Annotated in this window: 18 protein-coding genes; 12 read left to right on the forward strand and 6 right to left on the reverse strand. The window is 56.6% G+C overall.

Going from position 1 to position 21611, the window contains the following annotated elements:
* Window positions 1–8 precede the first annotated feature (8 nt).
* Together FG381_RS07725 and FG381_RS07730 are read right to left on the reverse strand one after the other, a co-directional pair.
* Entirely contained in the window at window positions 9–1133 is a 1125-nt protein-coding gene (locus FG381_RS07725) for an amino acid ABC transporter permease (protein WP_226960216.1), read from the reverse strand.
* Between the two features lie 143 nt (window positions 1134–1276).
* Entirely contained in the window at window positions 1277–2299 is a 1023-nt protein-coding gene (locus tag FG381_RS07730) for an amino acid ABC transporter substrate-binding protein (RefSeq protein WP_139688283.1), read from the reverse strand.
* Between the two features lie 354 nt (window positions 2300–2653).
* Between FG381_RS07730 and FG381_RS07735 the strand changes: the two genes are divergently transcribed.
* On the forward strand, window positions 2654–3964 hold the full coding sequence (locus tag FG381_RS07735) for a hemolysin family protein (protein WP_139688284.1): 1311 nt from the start codon (window positions 2654–2656) through the stop codon (window positions 3962–3964).
* A 76-nt stretch (window positions 3965–4040) separates the two neighbouring features.
* Here the strand turns inward: FG381_RS07735 and FG381_RS07740 are convergent, their stop codons facing one another.
* Both FG381_RS07740 and FG381_RS07745 read right to left on the reverse strand, forming a co-directional pair.
* The gene (locus FG381_RS07740) at window positions 4041–6644 is read right to left on the reverse strand and encodes a DNA topoisomerase III (RefSeq protein WP_139688285.1); all 2604 of its coding nucleotides are present in this window, start codon (window positions 6642–6644) and stop codon (window positions 4041–4043) included.
* A gap of 110 nt (window positions 6645–6754) precedes the next feature.
* Window positions 6755–7660 carry a DNA-processing protein DprA gene (locus tag FG381_RS07745; RefSeq protein WP_165697854.1) on the reverse strand — a complete coding sequence of 302 codons (906 nt, stop codon included), beginning with the start codon at window positions 7658–7660 and terminating at the stop codon, window positions 6755–6757.
* A 109-nt stretch (window positions 7661–7769) separates the two neighbouring features.
* Between FG381_RS07745 and def the strand changes: the two genes are divergently transcribed.
* Window positions 7770–8306 (forward strand): peptide deformylase, encoded by a 537-nt coding sequence (gene def / locus FG381_RS07750; protein ID WP_139688287.1) that lies wholly within the window; start codon window positions 7770–7772, stop codon window positions 8304–8306.
* Window positions 8307–8324: 18 nt separating this feature from the next.
* On the opposite strand, the gene FG381_RS07755 is transcribed toward def, so the two are convergent.
* Window positions 8325–9230 carry an alpha/beta fold hydrolase gene (locus FG381_RS07755; RefSeq protein ID WP_139688288.1) on the reverse strand — a complete coding sequence of 302 codons (906 nt, stop codon included), beginning with the start codon at window positions 9228–9230 and terminating at the stop codon, window positions 8325–8327.
* 101 nt (window positions 9231–9331) lie between these two features.
* On the opposite strand from FG381_RS07755, the gene fmt reads away from it, so the two are divergent.
* Genes fmt through FG381_RS07790 form a run of 7 tightly spaced genes read left to right on the forward strand, consistent with a single transcriptional unit; the run spans window position 9332 to window position 18391 of the window.
* The gene (gene fmt, locus FG381_RS07760; RefSeq protein WP_139688289.1) at window positions 9332–10294 is read left to right on the forward strand and encodes a methionyl-tRNA formyltransferase; all 963 of its coding nucleotides are present in this window, start codon (window positions 9332–9334) and stop codon (window positions 10292–10294) included.
* Window positions 10295–10338: 44 nt separating this feature from the next.
* Window positions 10339–11685 (forward strand): 16S rRNA (cytosine(967)-C(5))-methyltransferase RsmB, encoded by a 1347-nt coding sequence (rsmB, locus tag FG381_RS07765; RefSeq protein ID WP_139688290.1) that lies wholly within the window; start codon window positions 10339–10341, stop codon window positions 11683–11685.
* A gap of 19 nt (window positions 11686–11704) precedes the next feature.
* Window positions 11705–12307, forward strand: coding sequence for a DUF4390 domain-containing protein (locus tag FG381_RS07770; RefSeq protein WP_174857859.1), 603 nt, complete (start codon window positions 11705–11707; stop codon window positions 12305–12307).
* Window positions 12308–12310: 3 nt separating this feature from the next.
* Window positions 12311–14605 carry a sensor histidine kinase gene (locus FG381_RS07775; protein WP_139688291.1) on the forward strand — a complete coding sequence of 765 codons (2295 nt, stop codon included), beginning with the start codon at window positions 12311–12313 and terminating at the stop codon, window positions 14603–14605.
* Window positions 14598–15422 carry a response regulator gene (locus FG381_RS07780; RefSeq protein WP_139688292.1) on the forward strand — a complete coding sequence of 275 codons (825 nt, stop codon included), beginning with the start codon at window positions 14598–14600 and terminating at the stop codon, window positions 15420–15422. The genes FG381_RS07775 and FG381_RS07780 overlap by 8 nt, the downstream gene beginning before the upstream one ends.
* Window positions 15423–15479: 57 nt before the next feature.
* Window positions 15480–16892, forward strand: coding sequence for a Trk system potassium transporter TrkA (gene trkA, locus FG381_RS07785; protein ID WP_139688293.1), 1413 nt, complete (start codon window positions 15480–15482; stop codon window positions 16890–16892).
* A gap of 26 nt (window positions 16893–16918) precedes the next feature.
* Window positions 16919–18391, forward strand: coding sequence for a TrkH family potassium uptake protein (locus tag FG381_RS07790; protein ID WP_139688294.1), 1473 nt, complete (start codon window positions 16919–16921; stop codon window positions 18389–18391).
* 33 nt (window positions 18392–18424) lie between these two features.
* Here FG381_RS07790 and FG381_RS07795 read toward each other — a convergent pair whose 3' ends face one another.
* The gene (locus tag FG381_RS07795) at window positions 18425–18994 is read right to left on the reverse strand and encodes a DUF1840 domain-containing protein (RefSeq protein ID WP_226960215.1); all 570 of its coding nucleotides are present in this window, start codon (window positions 18992–18994) and stop codon (window positions 18425–18427) included.
* Here FG381_RS07795 and FG381_RS07800 point away from each other — a divergent pair.
* The 3 genes from FG381_RS07800 to ptsP are packed head-to-tail and all read left to right on the forward strand — an operon-like array spanning window position 18962 to window position 21589.
* Entirely contained in the window at window positions 18962–19375 is a 414-nt protein-coding gene (locus tag FG381_RS07800; protein WP_139688295.1) for a PTS sugar transporter subunit IIA, read from the forward strand. The two genes, FG381_RS07795 and FG381_RS07800, sit on opposite strands and share 33 nt — an antisense overlap.
* 34 nt (window positions 19376–19409) lie before the next feature.
* A complete protein-coding gene (locus FG381_RS07805) occupies window positions 19410–19679 on the forward strand; it encodes an HPr family phosphocarrier protein (protein WP_139688296.1) in 270 nt (89 codons plus the stop codon).
* A 20-nt stretch (window positions 19680–19699) separates the two neighbouring features.
* Window positions 19700–21589 carry a phosphoenolpyruvate--protein phosphotransferase gene (gene ptsP / locus FG381_RS07810; protein WP_139688297.1) on the forward strand — a complete coding sequence of 630 codons (1890 nt, stop codon included), beginning with the start codon at window positions 19700–19702 and terminating at the stop codon, window positions 21587–21589.
* The last annotated feature ends 22 nt before the right edge of the window (window positions 21590–21611 follow it).

Genomic DNA, 21611 nt, shown 5'->3' on the forward strand with positions numbered 1-21611 from the left:
GCATCTCCTTACTGCGGCGCCCGCATAATGCGGGCATTGAGCTGATTCATAAAGACGGAGATGAGGATGTTCACCGTCAGATAAACGCCCATGATGAGACAAATGACTTCCAGTGCCTGGCCGGTAATATTCATCACCGTCGTACCCACATTGACCAGATCCGGATAACCCACCATTACGGCCAGCGAGGAATTCTTGGTGAGCGTCATGTACTGGCTTGAAAGCGGAGGAACAATGAGGCGCATTGCCTGCGGGAAAATGATGTAGCTCACCGTTTCGCGTGTGCGCAATCCAAGCGCCGAAGCGGCATCCCATTGCGTCGGCCTGACGGATACCACGCCTGCACGGACGATTTCCGCAATCATTGCGGAGGTGTAGAGCGTGAGCCCCAGCCAAAGCGTCAGAAATTCCGGCGTAAGCTGCGCGCCGCCAGACATGGAGAACCGCGTTGCAACCGGATGATTCCAGCCGCCCAGCACCCCGAGGATCACCCAGACGAAAGCAAAAACCAGCGCAAACGCGATAAGCCCGGAACAGTTGGCAACCAGCGAAGTTTCACGGCGCCGGACAATCCTGGCGGTGCAGAATGCCCCGGCCAGACCTGCAAGCGCAGCGATGCTTCCCGCCCACTGCATCTCGGGAACGGCAAAGAGAAGCCCCGTTTTAGAGAGATATACCCAATCGCCCAGGTGAAATGCCGCTCGCACCCCAGGCAGAAGCTCCGTCACCACCAGATAAAGTGCGAGGAGAAGCACCAGAAGCGGCACATTGCGGTACGCCTCAACATGCGCGATGCCAAGAAAACGCACGACGGCATTTCTTGAAAGCCGCATCAGACCCACGACAACGCCCAGCACAGTCGCCGACACAACCGTGCAGGCCGATACTTTCAGCGTATTGAGGATGCCCGTCGCAAATGCTTTCCACAGCGGATCATTACTGGAATACGGGATCAGCTGATCGCTGATCTCGAAGCCCGCGCGATTCATCAGAAAATGGAATCCGCTTTTGATGTTTTTCGCTGCAAGATTAGCTTCGACATTGGAAGCAAGCACAGCGATGAAGGCGACCAGAAGAAGTATCAATGCCGCCTGAAGCGTAAATTCACGCCGGCGGCGAATCTTCTCGCGCAATATCCAAGCATCATCCCCGGGAACGATGCTGAAGCTCTCTCTAGAAAACATAACTATCGGGATCAGAAATACGAAGAAGGCTCCAGGCAGCCAAATTGCCCGGAGCCTCTCATCAGGTTCCTGAAGGGAAAAAGACCGTCAAATCAACGAATCGGCATGGCATACATGAGACCGCCATCCGTCCAGAGACGATTCATTCCACGGGGAAGATTAAGCGGGCTCGTCGGACCAAAATATTTCGTCCAGGATTCACCGTAATTGCCGACCTGCTTAATGATACGGTAGGACCAGTCCTTGTCGAGGCCGAGCATCCTGCCCATATCCTCGCCAGCGCCGACAAGACGCATCACGTTCGGATCACGGGAATTCTTGCGCATGTCGTCCACATTCGCCTGAGTGACGCCAAGTTCCTCTGCCCCAAGGAAAGCCATAAAGGACCAGCGGACGATTTCAAACCATTCCCAGTCGCCGCGGCGCACCGCAGGCCCAAGAGGTTCCTTGGAAATCGTTTCCGGAAGAATGACGAATTTGGAAGGATCCGGCGCAATCATGCGCACGCCCGCCAAATCGGACATATCGGTCGTATAGACATCGCAGCGCCCGGAAATGAATGCGCTCTGCGTAGCCTCCGTTGTGTCGAAGACCACAGTCTTGTACTTCATCCCATGCGAATGGAAATAATCCGCAGTGGTCTTCTCCGTTGTGGTGCCTGTCTGCACGCAGACCGTAGCGCCATCGAGCTCCTTCACGCTTTTGACGCCAAGCGAAGCGGGCACCATGAAGCCCTGACCGTCATAGTAAGAGACTGCGACGAAGACGTTGCCGGTGCTGGCATCTCGGGTCATCGTCCAGGTGGTATTGCGAGCGAGCATGTCGATTTCGCCCGAAGCCAGCGCCGACATGTGCTGCGTTGAGGAGAGCGGAACATACTTCACTTTGTCTGCGTCGCCAAGTACAGCCGCGGCAACCGCACGGCAGGTATTGACGTCGAGACCCTGCCAGCGGCCCTGGCTGTCGGCGCTTGAAAAGCCTGGCGCAGACGTATTGACGCCGCAGACAAGCTGACCGCGGGACTTAACCCGATCAAGTGTTTCGCCGGCCTGCGCCGGAAGAGCAACTGCTGCGGCAGCAAGAAGAACTGCCGCGGAAAGGAGCTTGGACTTCATGTCAAAAGGTTCCTCTGATATACGAAGGGATTGAGCTTTCCGACAGGATCAGGATAGATGCCGGCCCAAAGCAGCTGAGGCGCAGTGCGGCGGCTCCATAAGAAAACGCTTGAAGTCTGAAAGAGCAAATACGCTTCCAGGTTGTTCAACCCCAGGTCTCAGCGCTGTTATTCAAGAAAATAACGCGGAAAAACAAGTGGTTAATAAGGAATTCATGGTAAAATCTCTGACCTGTGTTCAATATAGCGGAAATCGGCTCGTCCTAAGGTACCGCCAGCATCAGGAATCGCGGTGCGAGCGTGCATCCGGAACCTCATGCGGACCGCACTGAACCAAGATTTCCCGGAAAAGTTTATGGATTCCCTGCCGCAAGTTGCGGCGCTTTTCGGCCTTGTGCTGCTCAGCGCCTTTTTCTCGTCTTCTGAAATCTCCCTCGCGTCTGCCTCCAAAACACGACTGCAGACCCTTGCGGATGACGGAGACAGACGCGCCGCGCTCGTCCTTGAGCTTCAGTCTCATCCAGGGCAATTCTTCTCAGCGCTTCAGGTGCTCGTCAACGCTGCTGCACTTCTGGGCGGCGTCATTGGAGACGCAGCCTTTTCACCGTTTTTCGACTGGCTTTTCTCGATCATTCTCCCCGAGCAGAATCTCTCGCATGTGAGCTTCATCATTTCCTTCATCATCGCCACGACGCTCTTCGTAATCTTTGCGGATCTACTACCGAAGCGCCTTGCCATTGCACGTCCGGAAGCGACGGCAATGTTCGTCGTGCGTCCGATGAATGTACTCATCAAGTGCCTGCGCCCGATCGTATTCGTCCTCGAGCGGCTCTCGGATGCCTGCATCCGTTCGCTCGGCATGCCGACAAAAAGGCAGGAGACCATCACTTCTGAAGACATCCTTGCGAGCGTTGGCGCCGGCGCTGCAGCAGGCGTTATTGCCCCTGAAGAGGAGACCGTCATCCAGAACGTCTTCGAGCTTGAATCAAGGCTCGTGCCCTCTGCAATGACTGCGCGCGAAAGCATCGTCTACTTCACGCTGGATGAAACCGACGAAAGCATCCGGGCCAAGATCTCCACAGTGCCCTACAACCGCTTTCTTGTCTGCGATAAAGACCTCGACCACGTCGTGGGCTTTGTCGACTCCAAGCACCTTCTGCGCCGCGTCCTGGAAGAAAAACCCATTCTCTTCCAGGATCCTGAGCTTCTTCAGGGCGTTCAGTTTATTCCGGACTCTCTGACGCTTTCAGAAGTCCTCGACGTCTTCCAGCGCACGCATACCGACTTTGCCGTCATTCTCAATGAATATGCACTGGTGGTAGGCATCATCACGATCAACGACGTCATGGCGACCGTTATGGGCGACCTCGTCACGAATGAAGATGACGTACAGATCATTCAGCGCGATGCGGACACATGGCTTGTGGATGGCGCAACGCCAATCGACGATCTTGAGCATGCGCTCGAAATCGATGAACTTCCCGAAGACTCTGCTTACGAAACGGTTGCCGGCTTCATGATGTACATGCTCAGAAAGATCCCGAAGCGCACCGATAAAGTCGTCTGCGCCGACTATACGTTTGAAGTAATGGACGTCGACAACAACAAGATCGATCAGGTGCTCATCACGCGCAACAAGAAAAAGGCAGAGAAGCCTGTCGAATAACGGTACAGCTTTCGCAAAAGAAAAAATCCCGCGGCGAGAACTTTGTTTCGCACGCGGGATTTTTTCTACTTTCGGATCAGCCTTCCGCCTTCTTAGTCCGGCGGGACGCAGACTTTGCAGCGCTCTTCTTCGCCGCCGTCCTGCTTACGGGCTTTTTAGCCGGCGCCGTCTCCGCTTCATTTTCTGCGGATTTCGCCGCATCCTTTGCAGCGTCTTTTTCACGCTTTTCAAATTCAAACGCTACGGTTTTCTTCTTCGGATCCCAAACAAGATAGGACTTGAAGGGGCGATTCGTGCGCTTCGAAATGAATCCATCGAGCAGATGCGTTCTGCCTTCCGACAAAAGCGTTGCAGCTTCCTCTCGCGTAATCGTACGCTGCAGAATCGTGCGGCTCATGCGGAACGTACAGGTACGAGGCTCATTAACGGCATGCTCGCAGATGAAGTGATCGCCGAGCTCCAGGACGCGGCCGCGGCAAAGCGGGCAGTCGCCGACAACCGGAGCTGAGGCGATTTCCTCAGCGCCGACTTCAGGCCGTTCCTCAAAGTCAAAACGCATGCCCCATTGACCCGTTTCCTTGTCTTTTTCGAGCACAAGTTCACTCTCAAACGGGAAGCCTCTGCGGCTTACAAACCCCGTAAGGGGACCAATGCGATGATTGGCGAGAAGCTCTTCAACCTCTTCGGCTTCAAAAGCTCGGCCCGAGGGGTGCTTCGAAAGCGAGAAATAGCAGCCGGGCGTCGTGCAGGCAAAGCGTTTGTAGTTTTCAACAATTTCGCCGCCGCAGGCAGGGCACCTGTTCTTGAAGTGAATCGGGTTGACGATCGGCACGCTGTCGCCCTCGTACTGCTTGGCTACAGCGACCATGTTTTCCGTCATTTTGCGGATTTCCGCCATGAAGTCGTCGCGCGATCCCTGACTATGTTCAATCTGGGCGAGCTTGTACTCCCATTCCGCCGTGAGCTTGGGCTGCGTGAGTACGTCGATGCGAAGACCGCGCACGAGCTGCATAAGCTGAAATGCCTTGGCATTGGGCACAAGAGAACGCTCTTCGCGGCGCAGATACTTCTGCTCAATCAGACCTTCAATGGTCTGCGCACGCGTGGCCGGCGTACCGAGTCCCTTTTCTGCCATGGCATCGCGCAGCTCATCCGTTTCGAGCTTCTTGCCTGCAGACTCCATTGCGGAGAGGAGCGTCGCATCTGTAAAGCGCGCAGGGGGCCGCGTCTCATCTGCATGAGACTCAATATGCGTCGTCAAAACCTTTTCACCGTTCGAAACGGGAACAAGATCGCTCTGCGTGCGCACGGCCCTTGAAGCCACTTCCATCCAGCCGGGTTTCGTGAGCACCTTGCCTTCCGTCAGAAAGACTTCGCCCTCAACAAGGGTACGACGGGTTGTGACGTTGAATTCTGCGGCCGGGAAAAAGACGGCCATAAAGCGGCGAACAACAAGATCGTAGATTTTCTGCTCGGTTTCCTCGAGCCCCTTCGGAATTTCGCCCGTCGGAATAATTGCAAAGTGGTCGCTGATCTTCTTGTTGTCGAAAACCCGCTTGTCGTGCGGATTGACCCAGCCGTTCGTAAGAATCTTGGCTGAATAGGCATCATATTCAGGAAGCTTCTGCAGATGCGCCAGCGTTTCCTTAACCGTCGGAGCATAGTCGTCAGGCAGCGCCTTCGCGTCCGTTCGGGGATAAGTCAACACCTTGTGGCGCTCGTAGAGACGCTGCGCAATGGCAAGCGTCATCTTGGCAGGGAAGCCGAAGCGGCTGTTCGCCTCTCGCTGCAGCGACGTAAGGTCAAAGAGTGCAGGCGCGAGCGACGTCGCCTTTCGACTTTGCTCCGTTACCGTACCTTCGCGTCCGGTGCACTTCTCAACAATTTTCTCGGCATCGGCTGCGCTCCAGATGCGGTCAGCGCGAAGCTCTGCCGGCATACCCTTCGTTTTCGTAAAGTCAGGGGCAATCCACTTGCCTTCATACTCTCCGGCAGCAGCCTTGAAAGTAGCGTGAACTTCCCAGAAGCTCTTCGGCTTGAAGTGATTGATTTCCTCCTCACGCGCAACAACAATCGCCAGCGTCGGCGTCTGAACGCGGCCAACGGTTGTGAGGAAAAAACCACCGTCCTTGGAATTAAAGGCGGTGAGCGCACGCGTGCCGTTGATGCCGACGAGCCAGTCCGCTTCAGACCGGCTCCTGGCGGCGGCTTCGAGCGGCTTCATTTCATCGTCGGAGCGCAGCTGCGTAAAAGCCTCCTGAATGGAGGCCTTCGTCATCGACTGCAGCCATAGTCTGCGAATCGGCTTTTTGCTGCCGCAGGCCTGCACGATGTAGCGGAAGATGAGTTCGCCCTCACGCCCCGCATCGCATGCATTGATGAGATCCGTAACAGAGCGGCTGCGAATTTTTTTCGCAAGCGCCGTGTATTTGCTCTCCGACTTCTTAATCGGCTGCAAATCGAAATAAGGCGGGATGACCGGCAGGTTCGCAAACGACCAGCGTCCGCGCTTGACGTCGTATTCCTCCGGCGCTTTGATTTCCAGGAGATGCCCCACTGCCGACCCGATGATCATGTCATCGCGCGTCCAGAACTCGCCGTCTTTCTTAAAGCCGCCGAGAGCACGCGCGATATCGCCTGCTACTGACGGTTTTTCTGCAATTACCAGGGTCTGCGCCATGGCATTCTCTCCTTACGACGAAAACGGTCTGAAGTGGGGTTTAGGTTCTTAAAAGAAAACTTCGGCAGTCCCGCATGTCTGCGGACAGCCTGAAAAGCAGGCGCATTATGTCATTTTTGAGGCGTCGGATTTTCTATACCGAGATCTCTCAATGTTTCGACGAGCATAGCGCCTTCGCGAATAAGCGCATTCGCACCGCGAGCGAGCGGATTGTGAATGCTTCCAGGAATAGCACCGACAAGGCTGCCAAGCTCAGCAGCTCTTCGTGCGATATCGAGTATAGGTGCATGGCGCTCTGCCTCAACAACAAGCAGCCGCCTCGAAAAGCCGGCAAGAAGTCCGTCCCGCAGAATTTTCGACGCATCACTCTGAGATGCTTCGGGAAGCTCCGCAGAGATGAGAAGGCCTCCCGCGGCAAGAAGCGCCTTCAGGAGCCCGGTCATTTCCCGAGGCGCCCGAGCCGTACCGGAAGCGAGCAGCACTGCCGGAGGGACGCCTTGATGAGCGGAAAGTGCGCCGGAAACAGCGGCAGACGGGATTCCGGGCTCAGACGGAACCAATACCGTCATGCCGGCTTCGGAAATGGCCTTGCCGAAAAATTCGGCATTCCTTAGCCCTTCCTCATCCGCGGAGGCCGAACCGCATATGGTTGTGGCCTCACGCCGCAAGAGCGACTCATTGCCTCTTGTAAACAACAGGAGAGGCGCCAGGCCGCTTTCAATGAGTCCCGCCGGATAAAGCGGATCCGCAATGGTGAGGATGCCGGACTCCTGATTGCTCAGGAGTCTTTCAAGAGCGGCATCCACATCATCATCCGCTGCTCCCCTGGCAACCGCCACAACACCCTCGGCGGCCGGCATCCCGACCGTTCTTGCCAAGTCAGAGAGCGACCCTTCGAGTACAGACTCTGCACTGCCGAAAACCTTCAGCAGTCTGATGGCTCCGAAGGTATCCAGATTGCGCGCAAGCCGCAGCTTGATCCAGTTGCGCACATCTTCCTGATTCGTCTCATTCACGCGCATTGCTTCCTCTTCTCCCTGACCATTTTCTTGATCCGCGCAAGGTTATAATTCTCGGCCTTTTCATGTACATCCGGTTTCCCGCCCTCGCGGGGAGGAGTATTCCGTGGCTTTGCTTCCCGTACTTCAGTATCCGCATCCTGCACTTGCCTCAAAGGCCGAGCGCATTGACGTCTTTGACGAAGACCTCCGGCGCCTTGCCGCCGACATGGCCGAAACCATGTATGCCGCTCCCGGCGTCGGGCTCGCCGCCAATCAGATCGGAATTCTGAAGCGCATTATCGTCATCGACGTTACCGACGACAAAAGCAATCTGCTCGTGCTTTGCAATCCTGAAATCATTGAAGCGAGTGAAGAACTTCAGGATCACGAGGAAGGCTGCCTCTCCCTCAAGGGTCTCTACGAGCACGTGAAGCGTCCGGCGCATGTGCGCGTCCGCGCCCAGGATGCTGAAGGGAAGGAATTTGAACTCGACTGCACCGGACTTCTTGCCGTCTGCGTGCAGCATGAAATGGATCATCTCGACGGCATCGTCTTTATCGATCACCTTTCCATGCTCAAAAAGCAGCGCGCCTGCACCAAACTGCGCAAGCTCCGCCGTGAAGAACGGGAGAAGGAAAAGGAAAATGCTTCCCGTCGCTGATGGATCCGTGCCCGCCCATCACGCCGGATGAGCGTGGCACTCTTCGGCAATCCATTTTGCATACGCTCCCATCAGAGAGGGAGGCAGCTGATGCCCGAGGCCTTCAACAGGAATGAGCTTGGCGCCCGGAATAAGTCTTGCTGTTTCTTCTCCTGCTGCAAAAGGCAGAAGCGGATCTTCCGTGCCATGGATTACCAGCGTCGGCGTACGCAGCTGTCTTAAGGCCTTCGCCCGGTTCCCGCTTGCAAGAAGCGCGATTAACTGTCGACGCGTTGCAATAGGGTCGTAGCCGATGCGCGGCGCACTTTTGATCGCCTCCTCAATCTCTTCTGTGGTCGGCCTGTATTTCGATCCGGAAAGCGCCGTCAAAATGGTTTTAAAGTGCGCCTTAAGCGCCACCGGCGAGGAGGCATCTCCCGCTCCAGCGACTGCAAGGACGGCACGAAGAGACCCCAAGCCCGTTCTGGGATTCCCAACCGCTGACGAAATGGACGTTAGCGTAGCCACCCGATTGGGGCACTGTGTTGCAAAAACCTGCGCAATCATCCCGCCCATGGAGACGCCCGCCACATGCACGCGGCGGATGCCGAGATGGTCGAGGAGCCGCTCAATGTCGAGCGCCATGTCCTCAAGCGCATACTCCCCGGTAACAGGGAACCCAAGCACCGTCCGAATAATTGCCCGGGCGACGTCCTGCCGCCCCGGCTGCCAGCCGGAAACTCTGGATGAGGCTCCGGCATCCCTATTGTCAGGCGTAATAACCTGAAATCCCTCTGCAAGAAGCCCTGAGATAATGCCCTCAGGCCAGGCCTCCATTGAGAGACCCAGTCCCATCAGAAGCACCACCGCCGGCGCTTCGTAGTCGCCATAGCGGCGATAGGCATAAGTGAAGCCTCCTGCATTCAAATATTGAAGCTCTTCCATAACGTCAGAATCCTTCTCTTCGACCCTGTCGAAGGCATCGTAGTCGATCCATCTAAAATAGCGGACGATTCTGAATAAACCTTCCCTTTCGAGCTTTTCTCATGAAGATCATTTTTGCCGGTACGCCGGACTTTGCCGCTGAAGCCCTGCGTGCGCTTGCGGAAAACGGTCACGACATTGCGCTTGTGCTCACTCAGCCCGATCGCCCAAGCGGCCGGGGCATGAAGCTCACCCCTTCGCCGGTCAAGGTGCTGGCCGAATCCCTCGGCATTCCTGTTGAAACGCCCGCAACGCTGAGCCTCAAAAGAGATCCGGAGGGAGCAGCAGCGATGCACGAAAAGCTTCGCGCCATCAACGCGGATCTTCTGGTTGTCGCGGCATACGGACTAATCCTCCCCGAACCCGTTCTCAACTGCGCAAAGGGCATCGGAAGAAAGGGCGACATCAAGGCGATCAACATTCATGCAAGCCTTCTGCCGCGCTGGCGCGGTGCGGCTCCTATTGCCCGTGCGATTGAAGCAGGGGATGCAGAAACCGGCGTCACGCTCATGAAGATGGAACTGGGGCTCGATACCGGCCCCATGGTGCTCGTGGAGCGAATGAAAATCGCCGATGACGACACGCATCTTTCTCTCACGGAAAAACTTGCCCGCATCGGGGCGCAGCTTCTCATCAAGGCACTCGAAAAACCTGGCGACCTCGAATGCACGCCCCAGCCCGAGGAAGGCGTGCTTTATGCAGAAAAGCTTTTGAAGTCCGAAAGCCGGATTGACTGGAACGAAAGCGCCAAGGTTCTTGCGCGCCGCATGCGCGCTTTTACGCCGTTCCCCGGACTGCAGTTCGAGTTTGAGAACAATCAGGTCAAGGTCTGGGCGGCAGATGCCCTTGACTGGCCTGCCGATAAGGCGCCGGGAACCGTTCTTAAAGCCGACGACGCTCTTCTGGTTCAATGCGGCGAAAACGCACTCTCCATGACTATCCTGCAGCGCGCCGGGAAGCCCCGCATGCCTGCTCACTCGGCCATTCAAAGCCTCGGCATCCGTCCTGGCGACACGCTTCAATAACGCCGCCAGCCTTCGACACTCATAACCGCAAGTGACACTTTCCCATGAATCATGAATCTACGGCGGCCGTGAAGCAGGCTCGACAATTGCCGCTTCGCAGACTGCTGACGCTTGCCGCCCTGGCAAGAAAACAAATGAAGGGAGGCTCGTCCTTTGCTGCTGCGCTCGATGCCGCAGCAGAGGGGCTGCCGTCTCACGCGCGAGCTGCGCTGCAGTCGATTCTTTACGACATCATGCGCAATCTCGCGCTTACCGGCGCGCTCTCACGAAAGCTTCTCAACAATCCTCCCCCGCCGCCGGTACTGAACATTCTCGAGGCAGCGCTCGCACTCCTTGTGACGAAGCGCTACAACGAATTCACGCTTGTCAGCGAGTCAGTAAACGCCATTCGCGGAGATCAGCGCACGCAGCGTTTTTCCGGCCTTGTCAATGCAGTCCTGCGCCGGTTTCTGCGCGAAAGCGATGTGCTGCTCAAAGAGCTGAGCAAAATGCCGGAGGTGCGCTTCAATGCGCCATCCTGGTGGATTGAAAAAATTCGCGCGGCGTATCCGCAGGAGTGGGAGAAGATTCTGCTGCTCCAGCGCCAGCACGCACCAATGACGCTGAGAGTTAATCTTCGTCGAACCTCGCCGACCGCCTATCTGAAGCAGCTCACCGAAGCTGGCATTCCTGCCCGTCAGATTGGGAGCGAGGCCATTCTTCTTGAAAACCCCCTGCCGGTTCATGACATCCCGGGATTTAGTGAGGGAGATGTATCCGTACAGGATGCCGGAGCACAACTCGCCGCTCATTTCCTCCCCGTCAAGGCAGGTGCTCGCGTATTAGACGCCTGTGCAGCGCCCGGCGGGAAAACCGCTCATCTGCTTGAACTTAACGATTGCCGGGTCACCGCGCTGGAAGTTGCTCCCGATCGGGCAGAGCTGATCCGTGAAACACTTGAGCGTCTCGGCCTCTCTGCTGAAGTTCGAGCTGCCGATGCCGCAGACACGAAAAAATGGTTCTCCGGCGAACCCTTTGACGCCATTCTTCTCGATGCCCCGTGTACCGCCAGCGGCATCGTAAGACGTCAGCCTGACGTTCCCTGGTCGCGCCGTCCCGAAGACATCCGTCGACTCGCCAATGAACAAAAACGGATTCTGGAGGCGCTCTGGCCGTGTCTGAAGACGAATGGGCAGCTTCTCTTCTGCACCTGTTCGCTCTTTCCTCAGGAAGGTCCTCTGCAGATCAGAGAATTCCTCGCTCGCCATCCCGATGCTTCAATGAAGCCTCTTGGCGAAACTGGGATCGGTATGATGAACCTTGTCCCGACAGAAGACGGCGCCTGGCCCAATCCGCAATGGCTTCCTTCCGTGCACGACGGCTTTTTCTACGCGCTGCTCCAAAAAAATTAGTTTCTGCAGTTCCTCCGGCATGTCACTTTTCCGAACCCTCAGCCTTTCACGCATCGCAGCGCCACTTTTATGCGCTGCGATGCTTACGGCTGCCGGTTCGGCCGAAGCGGCCAGGGCGGAACTCATGAGTGCCGCACTTACGGTTGATGAGCCGGGAGAGCGCCCTGGACTCTTCATTGAAGCGCATTACGAATTTGATCTGCCGATGCCGCTCGTTGATGCCATGCATCGAGGTATTGCACTCTACTTCACCTACAAATTTGAACTTTCAAAAGACCGCTGGTACTGGTTCGACAAAAATATTGCGGAAAGCGACTTCAACATTCGACTCGCCTTCAACCCGCTCACCCGGCGCTATGCGGTCTCCTACAGCGGCATATCCCTCAATTTCGATACGCTGGAAGAGGCGCTTCCCTACATCAAAAACATCCGGCGCTGGCGCGTGGCATCCACGCGCGATGCAGCCGATTCAGGCCTTACCGCCGGCATCCGCTTTTATTTAGATGCCGGCAAGCTCCCTAAACCCATGCAGGTAACCAACCATGATTCAGGAGACTGGACCGTGGAAAGCGACTGGACGCCTATTGCGCTGCCGAGGGACCTGGCTCATCAGGAGGATTAAGTCATGTCCTCCTGGCTTCGCGGCATCTTTATCGCTGCGCTTGTTCTGGCGGGCCTCTCGCTCTTCATACTTGCAGCGACAAGCACGGACTCAACGCTTTTTGAGCGCTGGTTCCCGGTTCTGCTCGTCATCAACCGGGCAATCGCCGTCGTACTTTTTGCCGTCGTGGCGGCAATGACGCTGCGCCTTTGGCAGCGTCTGCGCAACAAGGAATTCGGCGCGCACCTCACCAGCCGACTCGCACTTTCCGCAGCAGGACTCGCGCTGATTCCATGCGTCCTCATCTACTTTGTTTCCTCTGTCTTCATTTCGCGCTCCATCAATTCCTGGTTTGACGTCCGTGTGGAAAAAGCGCTCGATTCCGGCGTCACCATCACCCGAGGCATCCTTGCGCAGCAGCAGGTTGAGGCTGAAGCAACTGCAAGACACATCGCCGGGCTGCTCACCAATACGCCGGCATCTCTCATCATGTCGGATCTTCTCCGGATACTGGAGGGCCGTCCCGGCATTGAAGCGCTTGTTTTTCTTTCAAACGGCACTGCCATTGCAGCCGCAGGTTCGCGCATCAATGTTCTGATGCCGGACATGCCGACCTCCAGTCAGATTCAAACAGTCAAAAACGCAGGCATCTACAGCGTAATCGACGGTGACGTGAACTTCGACGCACAGCGTGATGAAAAACTTTCAATCCGTGTGATTGTCCCCATCCAGGCCGAGGAAACCGGTACTGCAGACGAAAACATCCGCGATGCCTCACAACCTGGTTCAGGTCTTGAGATGAGACGTCAGCAGTTCTATCTTCAGATTATTCAGCCGGTTCCTGAAGAAACTGTCAAGAATGCATCCATGCTCGTGGCGGGATACCGCGACTATCAAACACTCGTTCTCTCCCGTGCCTCGCTCCAGAGCGTGTATGCAAGCACGCTTTTCCTTGTAACGCTTCTTGGGGCGCTCGGCGCCTTTGCACTCTCGCTCGCCTTTGCGCGCAAGACCGTTGCCCCTGTTCTTCAACTAGAGGAAGGCACGCGCCGGGTCGCAGACGGCAACTTTCATCCGATCCGGGAATTTTCGGGCAACAACGAAATCAACATTCTCACGCAGTCCTTCAACCAAATGATCCGTGAACTATCTGAGTCGCGGCGTGTGATTGATGAACAGCGGCGGCGCGCAGAGCAGGCTCAGGCCTACCTTGAGCGCATTCTTGCCAACATTTCCTCCGGCGTCATTGTGCTTGACCGCACGGGCCGCGTCATTACTGCCAATTCAGCTGCCCGCAGAATCCTCGGAGAAGAGAGCTGCCGTACCGGGACCGAACTGAATCAAGTCGAGCCGGATCTTTCTGATGCCCTTCGCAATGCTCAGCTCTCCCTTGGCTTTGAGAAAGAACCCGGCGCTGCAAGCCTGGAGTTTCAGCTTGAGCGCAAGGAAAAAACCATTCCGCTCTTTCTCAAGCTGTCCCGCATGCCGCTGGGAGCAGATGAGCCCGGTCTCGTCATTGTGTTTGATGATGTTTCAAAGATCATTGAGGCTCAACGCGCCACCGCCTGGGGTGAAGTTGCCCGCAGGCTGGCTCATGAAATCAAAAATCCGCTCACGCCCATTCAGCTCGCAGCCGAACGGCTGGCCTTCCGGCTTGAGCCCAAGCTCGAAAATGACGATGATGCAGAAATGCTCGCCCGCGCGGTGAAAACCATTACAACGCAGGTGGATGCACTTAAGCAGATGGTCAATGATTTCAGGGAATACGCCAAACTCCCCGAAGCGAAGCTATCTCCTCTTGACCTCAACGATTTTGTTCTCGGCGCAGCGCAGCTCTATCAGGAAGCAGGCCTCACCATCAAGCTTGATCTTGAGAATGGCATTCCGCTCATCGAAGCGGACGCCTCTCAGCTTCGGCAGGTATTGCATAATCTGATTTCCAACAGCATTGATGCAGCGGAAGGCGACGTCCCGAAAATCGTCATCGCAACACGTCATATTCTGACTGAACGCGGCATGAGTGCCGTACAGCTTCATCTGCATGACAGTGGCGTTGGTTTCAGCGAGAATATCCTCGAGCGCGCCTTTGAACCCTATGTAACAACCAAAGCTACAGGTACAGGGCTCGGGCTTCCGATGATCAAGAAGATTCTCGATGAACACCGGGCAGTAATCCGTCTTTCCAACCGTCTGGACTCCACCGGCACGCTGATTCTCGGCGCTCAAGTGGATATCCTTTTCGAGCACCTCGCACCCGGCGAACGGCTGACCGCCAGCAATGGGCCGGTCATCAAAGCAACTAATCAACAAGATGACTGAAATTCTTATTGTCGACGATGAACTCGGCATCCGAAACATTCTTTCGGAGATTCTTGTCGAGTCCGGCTACCGTGTAGCCACCGCAGCCAATGCCAATGAGGCACGGGCTAAGGTTGCCGAACGCCATTACGATCTGGTACTGCTCGATATCTGGATGCCGGATACGGACGGCCTCGCGCTGCTTCGCGAATGGAAGTACGGCGGCCTTTTAAATTTCCCCGTCATCATCATGTCCGGGCACGGTTCGCTCGATCATGCGCAGCGGGCCATGGACGACGGCGCCGTCGACTTCATCGAGAAGCCCATTTCCCTCAAGCGTCTGCTTTCGGCCATTCAGCTCGGACTCGTTAAATGGCACGAGCAGCAGCGTCAGGCCGCGGAAGAACCGCCCCCAGAAAAACGCACCCGCGGCCGTCGCCGCAGCATGCAGCAGATCCAGAGACTTCCGGCTTATGAAATGCCGGATTACGGACTTGTCCTCGACTTCAATCGTCCGTTCCGCGACCAGCTCATGGATTTTGAACGAGCCTATTTCAAAACAGTGCTCAATCACCTCAACCACTCCATGGCGGAGCTTGCCCGCCATGCCGGGATGGAACGCACGCACCTCTATCGCAAGGTGCGTTCGCTCGGCATCAACGTTGAAGAAATGCGCGAGGAGGCACGCCGCACCGCACCAACGCCTCCTGCCGGCGGAAGCTATGCAAAGCCTACTCGTCCGGTTCTCGCCGAGATCGAAACCTCTGACGAGAATTCGATTGACAATCCGACCGGTTCCACGCTTGACCGATACCCGCTCAACAACACCATCAAATAATTTCTCTGCTCCAGGAAGCCCGCTCACATCAAGCGGGCCTCTTTCTTTCAAGACACCATGAAGATCCTCATTATCGGAGCAGGCCGCATCGGTAGTTCCGTTGCTGAAAGTCTGGTTTCGGAAGCCAATGACATTACCGTCATCGACAAAGATCCGGCCAACATCAGCTTCCTGCAGTCTCGCTTTGACCTCAGGGGCATTGTGGGAGACGCGCTTTCGCCGCAGCTTCTTGAAAACGCCTCCGCAAGCGACACCGACATCCTGATTGCCGTCACCTCCAGCGATGAAACCAATCTTGCCGTCTGCCTGCTTGCCTCACGGGTCTTCAACATCCCCACGAGAATCGCCCGCGTACGCAATGAGGAACTGCGCAGCTACCCGCGCCTCCTGCGGGAAGAGGGTTTCGACGCCACCACGGTTATCTGGCCCGAACAGGCGCTGACACGCTACCTCGTAAAGCTCATCGACATCCCGGAAGCCCTGCAGGTGCAGGAATTCGCGGAAGGCCGCGTGAGCCTCATTGCGGTACGAGCGCAGGAAGGCAGCCCCATGGTCGGAGGCCCGATCGGCGAACTCAATGCCCATATTCCCAATGCATGCGCACGCATTGCGGCGCTTTTTCGCCGCAACCAATGCCTCGCAATCAATGCCCGTACCTTGATAGAGGCCGGGGATGAGGTGATTTTCGTCGCCGATACCCGACACGCGCGCCTTGTCACCACACAGCTTCGCCGCAGAACCACAGCCACGCGCAGTCTGATCATTGCCGGGAGCTCCATCATGAGCCGCAGCATCGTACAGGCGCTTACGGAAGGCAACGAACTCACCGGAGCAGCGCCGGCATCCATCCGCGTCATTGAAGCAGATCGACGTCAGGCCGAAGATCTTGCACTTACGCTAGGCGACCGCGCGATGGTGCTCTCTGGCGATTTTGACGACGAAGACACGCTTCTTTCTGCAGGCGTCGAGGGGTGCGACCTTTTTATTTCGCTCTCTTCGGACGATGAAAACAACATTCTTTCGGCACTTCTTGCCAAACGCCTCGGTGCGCGACGCACCATCGCACTCGTTAATCGCAGAATTTACGGCGAGCTTATCGAAGGCTCACGCATCGACATCACGGTTTCGCAGACTCAGGCGGCGCTTGACGAACTCATCCGCTACGTTCGTCACGGCGACGTCACTGCGGCTTATTCGCTGAGGCACGGCATTGCCGAAGCGCTTGAATTCGTCGCTCACGGCACGCCTGAAAGCTCTCGCGTGGTAGGCCGGCGAATCCATGACATCCGTCTGCCTGCCGGCTGCAGCGTCGCTGCGCTCATTCGCGGTGAAGGCGACGACACCCAGGTACTGATGGCAAGCTTTGACCTCGTCATCGAACAGGAAGATCGGCTCATCATCTTCGTACCCAACCGCCGCCTTATTCCGGCCGTTGAGAAACTCTTTGCCGTAGACGTGAGCTTCTTCTGACGTCTACAGGGAAAACTGAGAGATCTATGCTCACGACTCTGCGCGTACTGCTCCTTCCGGTACTGAATGCACTCGGTCCCGTGCTGATGGCCTTTGCAGGCATCATGCTGATTCCAGCTGTCTACAGCTGGACAGAAAAGGATGGCGCCGTCATGGACTTCATCATGGGTGCGGGCATCACAGCGGGTGCCGGGCTGCTCCTCACTCTGACCCTCTTCCGCTTCCGCCAAGAGCTCACCGCACGCCACGGCTTTCTCCTCGTCACGCTTTCCTGGGCGCTGATTGCAGCATTTGCAGCGATTCCGCTTATGCTGCACATGCCGGAGCTTGGTTTCGAACGAGCATACTTCGAGACCATGTCCTGTCTCACGACGACCGGCGCCACAGTGCTAACAGGACTCGACGAACTGCCGCACTCCATGAACGGCTGGCGATGCTTTCTTTCCTGGCTGGGCGGCATGGGCATCATCGTCATGTCCGTCGCCATCCTTCCGCTTCTCGGCGTTGGCGGCGCTCAGGTCATGAAGGCGGAGACGAGCGGTCCTCTCAAGGAAACACGTCTTACTCCCCGCATTGCAGAAACCGCGCGATCGCTCTACCTCATCTACTTCGGAATTTCCGTTGCCTGTGCGATTGCCTACCATTTCGCAGGAATGCACTGGCGCGATGCCGTCATGCACATGATGACGACGGTGAGTCTATCGGGCATTGCCGCACATGATGCGAGCTTCGGCTTCTTCAATAGCGCAGCAGTGGATGCCGTTGCCGTTCTCTTCATGGTGATCTGCGGCTTCAGCTTCACGCTTCACTTCGTTGCCTGGCGCAGGCATGACCCTCTCGTCTATCTGCGCAACCCTGAGGCACTCGCCTGGCTCGGACTCCTCCTGGTCCTGGTTGCCGCGGCAACACCGATACTCTATCTTTCCGGATCAGCCTCAAGCGTTCCGGAAGCGTTGCGCGCAGCAGCCTTCTCCATCGTGAGCGCAGCCTCTACAACAGGCTACGCGACCTCGGACTGGTCTCTCTGGCCCTGTGGACTTCCTGCTGTTCTGCTGCTCAGTTCCGCAGTCGCTACCTGTGCGGGCTCCACCGGCGGGGGCCTGAAAATGATTCGAGTGCTCATCCTCATCAAGCAGGCAAAGCGCGAATTCAGGCTGCTGCTTTATCCGAATGCAGTCTCCCCCATAACCGTCGGCGACGCGGCCATTCCGAACCACATTGTCTTCGCGGTCCTCGGATACACACTGCTCTGGAGCTTTTCCGTTCTTGCGGGTGCCCTTGCTCTGCTGGCGACAGGGCTGGGATCCCTCGAGTCCTGGTCTGCGGCAGTCGCTTGCATTACGAACCTCGGCCCCGGACTCGGCGCCGTAGGCCCGGTTGGGAACTACCAGGGCCTCACTGCGCTGCAGCTCGATATCCTTACCTTCCTGATGATGATCGGCCGACTTGAGATCTTCACTGTTTTCGTGCTTTTCACCCGGGCATTCTGGCGAACCTGACCGGACGCAGAAGGCGGATGGCGCCTATTGCGTTCAATGTCCAAGCGTCGTCCACATGATGGGCTTCTTATGCCTGATGGCGCGACGGATCATGTCCTGAAGCGGAACCATTCGCTGATAAAGACGAATGGAATCTTCACGATTCTTCTTTTTTTCCTCATCCTCGCGCTCAGCTTCTAGCATGCGGATTTCATTCTCATAGGAACCTTCCCGCAGACGCTTTTCCCGTTCTGCCTCGAGTTGGGCGGCTTTTGCCTTATCCGCCGCTGCAGCTTCGTCAAGTCTTCTGAGAACGTCCGGCAGGTCCTCCGCCATAAAGCCTCCCTTTTCGTGGAAAGGCTCGCCGATTGCCTTGAAGATACGTTCGACCGTTTCACGGAAAGCGATGAAGGGGCCGGTAGCCACACAGCTGAACTGAACCAAAGCCATTTTTGAATTGATATCCCTATAGTCTGAAAATCCGCGCCGCATCAGGAATGCAAAGCACGCGTCCAGAGATGCCGGAAGTTCTCTGAATGCTAAACTCCCGGACAAACTCAATTTCATTTTATCGTTGGGGAGTCTGATGCCGTGGTAACAACTGGTCTCTGCATCATTGCCCATGCGCCTTTGGCCTCGGCGCTAAAAACCTGTGCTCAACATATCTACAGCATGACGGGCGACATTTCCGCTGATCAGATCGTTGCCTATGATGTGCCACCTGAAGTAGACGCCTCTGAAGGGCTCGCTCACGCACAGGAACTCCTCAAAACGCTTTTCGGGCAGGCTGAAGGCGTCGTTGTGTTTACAGACCTGACAGGGGCAACCCCAGGAAACATTGCACGCAAGCTTCTTGAGGATCCCCGCGTTCGCGTGGTGAGCGGAACCAATCTTCCCGCGATCATCGCTGCGCTCAACGCGCCGGCTGATGCCTCTGTGGCGCAGGTAGCCACGATTGCCGAAGCCGCTGCCAGAGCCAGCCTCGGCGCTCTCTCCGACAATTAATTTTTGAATCTCGCCTTATAAATAGGAGCAGAACTTGTTCGAGGAAACGCTCACGCTTCAGAACAAGCTTGGTCTTCACGCACGCCCGTCGGCGCGCCTCGCGAAGACAGCCAGTCTCTTTCGCAGCACCATCACAATTACCCATGAAAAACACACTGTTGACGCCAAGTCCATTCTCGGGTTGATGACAATGGCGCTGCCGTGCGGAAGCGTGGTAAAGATTGCAGCCGACGGTCCGGATGAAAAAGATGCCGTGCAGACCATTGCCGACCTTTTTCGAGATCGCTTCGGTGAAGACGAATAATTTCTTTTAAGAGAAGACGAATGAGCTCCGAAGAAGAAATTAAAGTCCCGGCTTCCCCGGACGAAAAAGAAAAAAACGGAACGGAACAGGTTCCTCAGAAGGAAAAAGAAAGCGTTCTTCGAGGACTTACCGTATGCCCGGGTGTTGCCTGGGGCAGCGGCATTCAGCTCATGGCGGGCGACCTGGAAATTCCTCAGTTCCCGATTGATCAGACCGATGTCCGCGGCGAGATCCAGCGCCTCCGGATGGCGGCGGCTTCTGCCGTAAAACAGCTCGAGAGACTTGGGGCAGACCTCGACGAAGATACTCCGGCGGAAGCTGCGGCTTTTCTGGATGTCTACCGGACAATCCTGCAGGATCCGACGCTTATCACGGAAACCGCTGCGCTTATCCGTGAAAAACTTGTTAATGCCGAATGGGCGCTTTCTCTTCGCCTCGAGCAGATCCGGCGCGATTTTGAACAAATCAACGACGAGTACCTGCGAAACCGCGTTGAAGACATCACCGACGTGTTCCAGCGCATTCAGCGCATCCTCGCCGGCCGCCGCTCCGCCACAAGCCTTCTTGAGGCCGAAGAGATTGAAGATTCCGTCATTCTGATTGCCGATCAGCTCGGGCCGGCGGACATGCTGCAGCTGCGGGAACGTGACGATCTGGATATCGTCGGCATCGTGATGGAAACCGGCAGCGCCACAAGCCATTCCGCGATTCTGGCTGCCAGCCTCGGCATTCCCACGCTTGTCGGCGTGGCGAATGCAATCGAACGCATCGGGACCGGGCACGAAATCCTTGTAGATGCCGATGCCGGCATCGTCAATCTCACCCCGTCCGATGAAGCAAAGAAGAACGCTGCCCGCGCCATGCGGGCCCGCAGACAGCGCAATCGCCAGCTTGTCAAACTGCGCGGCGAAGATTCGGTGACGCTCGATGGAGAAGCCGTAGAGCTTTTTGCCAACATTGCGCTTCCCGATGATCTTCCTGAAGCCCGCAAAGCCGGCGCTGCCGGCGTCGGCCTTTTCCGAACGGAATTTCTTTTCCTCAATAGGGAGGACCTGCCGAGCGAAGAAGAGCAGGTTGAGGCTTACCAGAAAGTGATCCGCGGCATGCGCGGGCGAATGACAACAATCCGCACTGCAGATATTGGCGGCGACAAGATGCTTTCACGCGAATCGCTGGCGCTTCTGGCGGATAGCGACTTTGAAGAAGCCAACCCTGCGCTTGGCCTGCGCGCACTGCGTTTCTGTTTTGCATTCCGTCCGCTCTTCATTACGCAGCTGCGAGCGCTCATGAGAGCCGCAACCGCAGGCAGCGTGAGGCTTTTGCTGCCGATGGTATCGAGCTCCTCAGATGTTCATGAGGTGCGTGCGTGCATTGAGGAAGCCGCCGCCCAGCTGGAAGCTGAAGGACTGCGCTACCGCAAGAACATTCCGCTCGGCGGCATGATTGAGCTTCCTGCTGCCGTTGCAGGTCTTTCAGACCTGCTGCCGCTCCTCGACTTCTTCTCCCTCGGGACGAATGACCTCGTGCAATACACGCTTGCAGCCGACCGCACCAATGCCTACGTTTCGCGCTACTGTGATGACTGCCATCCAGCGGTGATGCGCTTCATCGCCGAATCCATTCGCCGTGTAACCGCGGCCGGAAAAGAAATATCCGTCTGCGGTGAAATGGCCGGACGTCCCGAAATGACGCCCTTCTTCATTGGTCTCGGCTGCTCCGCGCTTTCCATGGATCCGGCACATATTCCGACGATCAAGGAACGGATCCGCGCCCTGAGTGCTGAAGATTGCGAAATCTTCGCCCGAGGCGTGCTGCGCCGCCGATCTGCGGAAAGCGTCCGGGAAGCGCTCGCCGACTTCAATGACTCCCTTAAGTCCATTGCCCAACCATCCGCGGCATCCGCCGGATAACTCGCCTTCTGCAAAGGATCAG

Origin of the sequence: Sutterella faecalis (assembly GCF_006337085.1) — a bacterium.
Lineage (GTDB): Bacteria > Pseudomonadota > Gammaproteobacteria > Burkholderiales > Burkholderiaceae_F > Sutterella > Sutterella faecalis.

Coding starts and splice junctions, on each gene's coding strand:
- FG381_RS07740 (WP_139688285.1), bottom strand. CDS start 6,644: ATGGCGCAGACCCTGGTAATTGCAGAAAAACCGTCAGTAGCAGGCGAT.
- fmt (WP_139688289.1), top strand. CDS start 9,332: ATGAAGATCATTTTTGCCGGTACGCCGGACTTTGCCGCTGAAGCCCTG.
- trkA (WP_139688293.1), top strand. CDS start 15,480: ATGAAGATCCTCATTATCGGAGCAGGCCGCATCGGTAGTTCCGTTGCT.
- FG381_RS07780 (WP_139688292.1), top strand. CDS start 14,598: ATGACTGAAATTCTTATTGTCGACGATGAACTCGGCATCCGAAACATT.
- FG381_RS07790 (WP_139688294.1), top strand. CDS start 16,919: ATGCTCACGACTCTGCGCGTACTGCTCCTTCCGGTACTGAATGCACTC.
- FG381_RS07735 (WP_139688284.1), top strand. CDS start 2,654: ATGGATTCCCTGCCGCAAGTTGCGGCGCTTTTCGGCCTTGTGCTGCTC.
- FG381_RS07770 (WP_174857859.1), top strand. CDS start 11,705: ATGTCACTTTTCCGAACCCTCAGCCTTTCACGCATCGCAGCGCCACTT.
- ptsP (WP_139688297.1), top strand. CDS start 19,700: ATGAGCTCCGAAGAAGAAATTAAAGTCCCGGCTTCCCCGGACGAAAAA.
- FG381_RS07795 (WP_226960215.1), bottom strand. CDS start 18,994: ATGGGCAATGATGCAGAGACCAGTTGTTACCACGGCATCAGACTCCCC.
- rsmB (WP_139688290.1), top strand. CDS start 10,339: ATGAATCATGAATCTACGGCGGCCGTGAAGCAGGCTCGACAATTGCCG.
- FG381_RS07775 (WP_139688291.1), top strand. CDS start 12,311: ATGTCCTCCTGGCTTCGCGGCATCTTTATCGCTGCGCTTGTTCTGGCG.
- FG381_RS07730 (WP_139688283.1), bottom strand. CDS start 2,299: ATGAAGTCCAAGCTCCTTTCCGCGGCAGTTCTTCTTGCTGCCGCAGCA.
- FG381_RS07755 (WP_139688288.1), bottom strand. CDS start 9,230: ATGGAAGAGCTTCAATATTTGAATGCAGGAGGCTTCACTTATGCCTAT.